The organism is Arthrobacter silviterrae (assembly GCF_011045165.1).
In the GTDB taxonomy this organism is placed as follows: Bacteria; Actinomycetota; Actinomycetes; order Actinomycetales; family Micrococcaceae; genus Specibacter; species Specibacter silviterrae.
In genome coordinates this window covers 69,336-75,679 of record NZ_JAAKZI010000021.1, presented here as the reverse complement: position 1 = coordinate 75,679, position 6,344 = coordinate 69,336, and the positions used below count along the sequence as shown (strand labels likewise).

The window sequence follows — 6,344 nt, the reverse complement described above, 5'->3', positions numbered from 1 at the left end:
GGGTGCGTTCGCCAAAACACCGCGAAAGCTGAGGGAGCGTCGGTGTGGGGAGGGGGCTAGCCGCGCGACGCTGCGGCACCCACCCGGGCTACGGTGTCGTACGTGTACACCGGCTTGCCGCCAATGAAAACCTTCAGGGCGCGTTGCATGACGTCCAGGGGGTCGCCGCTCCACAGCACCAGGTCCGCGTCCTTGCCAACGGCCAGTGAGCCGATCCGCTCCGCCAGCCCCAGCACCTTGGCCGGGTTCAGGGTAATGGCACGCAGGGCAGTGGCCCGGTCCAGCCCCTCCTTGACGGCGAAGGTGGCCTGGTGGACCAGGAAATTGATCGGCACCACGGGGTGGTCGGTGATGATGGATATTTCCACGCCCGCCGCTGCAAGCTTGCCCGGATTGGCAATGGATCTCCCCCTCAGCTCCGGCTTGGACTTGGTGGTGAACAGCGGGCCGATCAGCACCGGGACGCCGCGCGCCGCCAGGACATCGGCGATGACGTGCGCCTCCGTGCCGTGGTCAATGACCAGCTCGTAGCCGAATTCGTCGGCCAGGCGCAGCGCAGTGGCGACGTCGTCGGTCCGATGGCAATGCTGGCGCCACGGGATTTCGCGGCGCAGCACCATGGCCAGCGCCTCCATCTGCGCGTCGCGTGGGCGCGGTTCGGGCTTCGCCAGCCAGTTCTGGGCCGCCATGAACGCCTGCCGGATCACCAGCGCGGTGCCCAGCCGGGTGGACGGTGTCTTCTTCTTTTCGCCGTACACGTTCTTCGGGTTCTCGCCCAGGGCCGACTTCAGGCCGCTGGGGGAACGCAGCACCATCTCCTCGATGTAGCGCCCGTGCGTGTGCAGCGCCACGGCCAAGCCGCCGATGGGGTTGCCCGAGCCGGGGTTGACGTTCACGGCCGTGATGCCGCCGGCCAGGGCGTCGTCAAAGCCGGGATCGAAAGGGTCGACGGCGTCAATGGCCCGGACCGCCGCCATGACGGGGTCCGTCATCTCGTTGACATCGCTGGTGGACCCCACCTCGCCTTCCGGATGCATGCCCAGGTGCACATGCGCGTCGATGAAGCCAGGCAGCAGCCACTGGCCCGTGGCGTCGAGCACGTCGGCCCCTTCCGGCACCTGCACGGAGGCGCCCAGTGCCAGGATCTTCCCGCCTTCCACCAGCACGGTGCCGTCGAAGGGTTCGCCCTCGATCGGCACCACATGCGCATTGGTGATGGCCAGCACGCGCCTCTTCGCGGCGTCCGCGGCTTCCCGGATGGCAGCGCTGATGGAGGCGGTATTGACGGCCGGCGCGGCCTTTCCCTTCCCGCCGCCCGGCTTCCCGCCCGGCTTGCCACTCTGCTTCCCACCCGGCTGGGCGGGCCGGGCCGGCCTGGTCACGCGGCCCGGGACAAATGCTGGTTTGGGGGTGGGCTGTGTGGGGGTCATGACGGCCTTTCAATGCGTGCGCGGGGTTCGCGTCGGAATCATGGCGGGCCGGTGGGCCCACCCCCAAGCTACCGCGTCCCCGCCGGCCGGGGCCGGATTCCGGCACGTATGCTGGCTTGATGACGCAAAAAATTGCCCTGGTCACCGGCGTGGGCCGCACCGTCGGGATTGGTGCGGGAATCGCCCGGGCGCTCGCCGCCGACGGGTGGGACCTGGTCCTGAACTACTGGCAGCCCTACGACGCGCGCATGCCCTGGGGCGTCCAGCCCGACGACGTTGCCGCCCTGTGTGCCGAGCTCACGGATGCCGGTGCGCGAACCTGGGCCATGCCGGCGGACCTCGCGGACCCGTCCGCCGTCGAACGCCTATTCGTGCAGATCGCACAAGAGGCCGGGCCGCTGGAAGGCATGGTGCTGTCCCACAGCGAGTCGGTGGATTCGGCCATTCTGGACACGACGCCGGAGAGCTTTGAACGCCACTTTGCCGTCAACACCCGCGCCAGCTGGCAGCTCATTGCGGCCTTCGCACGACAGGCCGGGCCGCGCGGCGGCGCCATCGTGGCGCTGACCAGCGACCACACAGCGTTCAACCTGCCGTACGGCGCCTCCAAGGGTGCCCTCGACAGGATTGTCATTGCCGCGGCGAGGGAGCTGGGCGGGCAGGGCATCAGCGCCAACGTGCTCAACCCCGGCCCCGTCGACACCGGCTGGATGAATGAGGCCGTCAGGGCTGAACTGACGGCCCTCCAGCCGGGCGGACGGCTCGGCACGCCCGCGGACGTGGCCCCGACGGTGGCTTTCCTGCTCTCCCCCGGCGGGCACTGGGTGAGCGGGCAGCTGATCAAGGCCGACGGCGGCTTTTCGGCGTAGCCGAGCCCGGGGCCGGGCCCGTAGCTGTGCCCGTGGCCGCAACGGGGCCCGGGGCCGCGCGATGAGCGTAGTCAGAAAGCCGTCAAGATGATGAGCAGGGGCGTCAAGAAGGCGTAAAAACCGGGGGCACGGCGCCTGCCGGGGTGTGCGATTGACTCAACGATCGAATCACACCCTGAAGGCAGGTCTCCCATGGCACTACTGACGTGGCTCATTTTGGGACTGGTGGGGCTGGCCCTGCTGGTCTACCTTTTCGCCGCCCTGATCCGCCCCGAGAAGTGGTGAGTGACGGCCATGGAGCTGAACCTTTTCTCCTTCATCACCCAGCTGGCCGTGCTGGTGCTGCTGCTGGGGGCGGCCCACCAGCCGCTCGGCGCCTACCTGGCCACAACGTTCACCAGCCGCCGCCACCTGGCCCTTGAACGCGGGCTGTACAGGGTGTCCGGGATCGATGCCCAGGCGGACCAGCACTGGAAGGTCTATGTGCGGTCGCTGCTGGCATTCAGCGCGCTGTCCATAGTGGTGGTGTTCCTGGGCCAGCTGCTGCAGGGCGTGCTGCCCTTCAACCAGGGACACGGCGCCGTGGATCCGTGGGTGGCACTGAACACGGCTGTTTCCTTCGTCACCAACACCAACTGGCAGACGTACGCGCCGGAGGCAACGCTGGGCTTTGGCGTGCAGATGCTGCTACTGGCGGTGCAGAACTTCCTCTCCGCCGCCGTCGGGCTGGCCGTGGCGGTGGCCCTGGTCCGCGGGCTGGTCCGCTCCGAGACCCACAATGTGGGCAACTTTTGGGTGGACCTGACCCGGGGCACCTTCCGGGTCCTGCTGCCGCTGGCCACCGTGGCGGCCGTGGTGCTGGTCATTACGGGGGTGGTGCAGAACTGGGGCGGCACGGACATCCACACCCTCGCCTCCCATGCAGCACAAACCGTGCCCGGCGGGCCCGTCGCATCCCAGGAGGCCATCAAGGAGCTGGGCACCAACGGCGGCGGCTATTTCAACGCCAATTCCGCCCACCCCTTCGAAAACCCAAACGCGTTCAGCAGCCTGTTTGAGGTGTTCCTGCTCCTGCTGATCCCGTTTTCGCTGCCGGCCATGTACGGGCGGATGGTGGGGGACAGGCGCCAGGGCTACACCGTGCTGACAGTCATGGTGGCCTTCTGGCTGGTCTCCACGTCCCTGATGGCCTTGGCCGTGGGATCCTACGCCCATACGGGGACCGGCGTGGGGGAGGGGTTTGAGCAGCGGCTGGGGGTTGCCCCGAGCGCCATTTTCGCCACTGCCACCACCCTGACCTCGACAGGCGCCGTCAACGTGGCGCACGATTCCCTGCCCCCTCTGGCCGGAGGACTGGCCATGCTGAACATGATGCTGGGCGAAATCGCGCCCGGCGGCGTGGGCTCGGGCTTGTACGGGCTGCTGGTGCTGGCCGTCGTCGCCGTTTTCATTGGCGGCCTCATGGTGGGCCGGACGCCGGAATTTCTGGGCAAGAAGATTGGCGCCGCGCCCATGAAGCTGGTGGCGGTCTATATTCTCACCACCCCGGTCCTGGCCCTGGCCGGCACCTCGCTCACCGCAGGCATTCCGGCCCTGGCCGCCAATGCACCCGCCGCCGGCCCGCACGGCTTCAGCGAAATCCTCTACGCGTTCACCTCCGCCGCCAACAACAACGGCTCAGCCTTTGGCGGCATCACCACGTCCGGCCCGCCGCTGGCCGCCATGCTGGCTGTAGTCATGCTGCTGGGCCGCTTCATCCCCATGGTGCTGGTGCTGGCGCTGGCCGGAACGCTGGCCAAACAACGCAAGGTCCCGGACACCGCCGGCACCCTGGCCACCCACGGACCCTTGTTCGCCACCCTCCTCGGCGGCGTGTCACTGCTGGTCACCGCCCTCATCTACTTCCCCGCGCTCGCCCTGGGCCCGGCTGCTGAAGGACTCCTGAAATGAACCTCGCCAACACGCTGGCCGCCTTTCCGCTGGCCGTCCGCAAGTTCAACCCCCGCCTGCTGGTCCATTCACCCGTCATGTTCACGGTGTTTATCGGATCCCTGGTGTGCACCCTGGTGAGCATCCAGCAGCTGGTGCAGGGTTCCCCCGTGGCCGTCTTCTCCGCCCTGGTCACGGTGTGGCTGTGGCTGACGGTGCTGTTTGGCAACCTGTCGGAGGCCATCGCGGAGGGCCGCGGCAAGGCCCAGGCGGACAGCCTGCGGGCCGCGCGCACCTCCGTCATGGCACGACGCCGGCTGGCCGGCCCGGGCGGGCCCGGCACCTTCACCGAGGAACTGGTGCCGGGCACCGAACTGGCGGTGGGCGACATTGTTGTCTGCGAGGCCGGGGACCTGATCCCGAGCGACGGCGACGTCATCGAGGGCCTGGCCAGCGTGGACGAATCCGCCATCACGGGGGAGTCCGCGCCAGTCATCCGCGAATCCGGCGGCGACAGGAGTTCCGTCACGGGCGGCACCATGGTGCTGTCGGACAAGATCGCCGTCCGCATTACGGCCGCCAGCGGCAAGACGTTCCTGGACCGGATGATCGCGCTGGTTGAAGGCTCCACCCGGCAGCGCACGCCGAATGAAATTGCCCTGAACGTGCTCCTGGCCTCCCTGACCATCGTCTTCGTGGTGTGCGTCATGGCCCTGGCACCGATGGCCAACTTTGCCAACGCACTGCCCACGCCCGTGGTGCTTGTTGCCCTGCTGGTCTGCCTCATCCCCACCACCATCGGCGCCCTGGTGCCGGCCATCGGCATCGCCGGCATGGACCGGCTGATCCAGCGCAACGTGCTGGCCACCTCAGGCCGGGCAGTGGAGACCGCCGGCGACATCACCACCCTGCTGCTCGACAAGACGGGCACCATCACCTACGGCAACCGCCGTGCCGTGGAGTTTGGCCCGGCCGACGGCGTGGCCCCCTTCCGCCTCATCGCCGCCGCCCGCCTGTCCTCGCTGGCAGACGAAACCCCCGAGGGGCGCTCCATCGTGGACCTGGCGCTGGAGCAGGGGGACGGCCAGCCGGCCCAGGCTCCGGAGGAACTGTCCGCGGACGTGGAGGTGATCGAGTTCAGCGCAGTGACGCGCATGTCGGGCCTGAACCTGCCCCCCGGGTACCCGGCGAATCCCGGGACCCGCGTCCTGGAGGTGCGCAAGGGTGCCGCTGCCGCAGTCGAACGGTATGCCCTGGAACGCGGCGGCTTCGTGCCGCAGGAACTCGAGGAGAAGGTTTTGGAGATCTCCGCCACCGGCGGCACGCCCCTGCTCGTGGCCACCTTTGACGGCACGAGGGCGCAGGTGCTCGGCGTCATCCACCTGGCCGATGTGGTCAAGCCCGGCATGAAGGAACGGGTTGCCCAGCTGCGGGCCATGGGCATCAGGACCGTCATGATCACCGGCGACAACAAGATCACAGCCGGCGCCATTGCGGGGGAGGCAGGCGTGGACGACTTCGTGGCCGAGGCCACCCCGGAGGACAAGCTGGCCGTCATCAAGCGCGAACAGGAGGCGGGGCGGCTGGTGGCCATGACCGGCGACGGCACCAATGACGCCCCGGCGCTCGCGGCGGCGGATGTGGGGGTGGCCATGAACTCGGGCACCAGCGCAGCCAAGGAGGCCGCCAACATGGTGGACCTGGACTCGGACCCCACCAAGTTGATCGACGTGGTGGGGATCGGCAAGCAGCTGCTCATCACGCGCGGATCGCTGACCACGTTTTCGGTGGCCAATGACGTGGCGAAGTACTTCGCCATTGTGCCCGCCCTGTTTGCCGCCACCTTCCCCGGGCTGGGACTGCTGAACATCATGGGGCTCCACTCCCCGGAGAGCGCCATCCTTTCGGCGGTCATCTTCAACGCAATCATCATTGTGCTGCTGGTGCCGCTGGCACTGCGCGGGGTGAAGTACAGGGCAGTGTCGGCGGCCAAGGCCCTCTCCCGCAACCTGCTCATCTACGGCCTGGGCGGCGTCATTGCCCCGTTCATTGGCATCAAGCTGCTAGACCTTGTGGTCGCCCTCATTCCCACCATCGCCTAAACCCCACGGATTGG

At 68.2% G+C, this 6,344-nt stretch carries 5 protein-coding genes; 4 read left to right on the top strand and 1 reads right to left on the bottom strand.

Features of this window, described 5'->3' with window-relative positions; translation table 11 throughout:
- Nucleotides 1-56: 56 nt before the first annotated feature.
- A complete protein-coding gene (locus tag G6N77_RS12620; protein ID WP_240902108.1) occupies nucleotides 57-1,430 on the bottom strand; it encodes an amidohydrolase in 1,374 nt (457 codons plus the stop codon).
- A gap of 119 nt (nucleotides 1,431-1,549) precedes the next feature.
- Between G6N77_RS12620 and G6N77_RS12615 the strand changes: the two genes are divergently transcribed.
- The 4 genes from G6N77_RS12615 to kdpB all read left to right on the top strand — a co-directional run bounded on the left by G6N77_RS12615 (nucleotide 1,550) and on the right by kdpB (nucleotide 6,330).
- Nucleotides 1,550-2,299, top strand: a complete 750-nt coding sequence (locus G6N77_RS12615) for an SDR family oxidoreductase (protein ID WP_165182520.1) — start codon at nucleotides 1,550-1,552, stop codon at nucleotides 2,297-2,299.
- A 192-nt stretch (nucleotides 2,300-2,491) separates the two neighbouring features.
- Nucleotides 2,492-2,584 (top strand): K(+)-transporting ATPase subunit F, encoded by a 93-nt coding sequence (gene kdpF / locus G6N77_RS12610; protein WP_165182519.1) that lies wholly within the window; start codon nucleotides 2,492-2,494, stop codon nucleotides 2,582-2,584.
- Nucleotides 2,585-2,593: 9 nt separating this feature from the next.
- Entirely contained in the window at nucleotides 2,594-4,249 is a 1,656-nt protein-coding gene (gene kdpA / locus G6N77_RS12605) for a potassium-transporting ATPase subunit KdpA (protein ID WP_165182522.1), read from the top strand.
- The gene (gene kdpB / locus G6N77_RS12600; protein WP_165182518.1) at nucleotides 4,246-6,330 is read left to right on the top strand and encodes a potassium-transporting ATPase subunit KdpB; all 2,085 of its coding nucleotides are present in this window, start codon (nucleotides 4,246-4,248) and stop codon (nucleotides 6,328-6,330) included. Before kdpA ends, kdpB begins: the two co-directional genes overlap by 4 nt.
- Nucleotides 6,331-6,344: the final 14 nt, after the last annotated feature.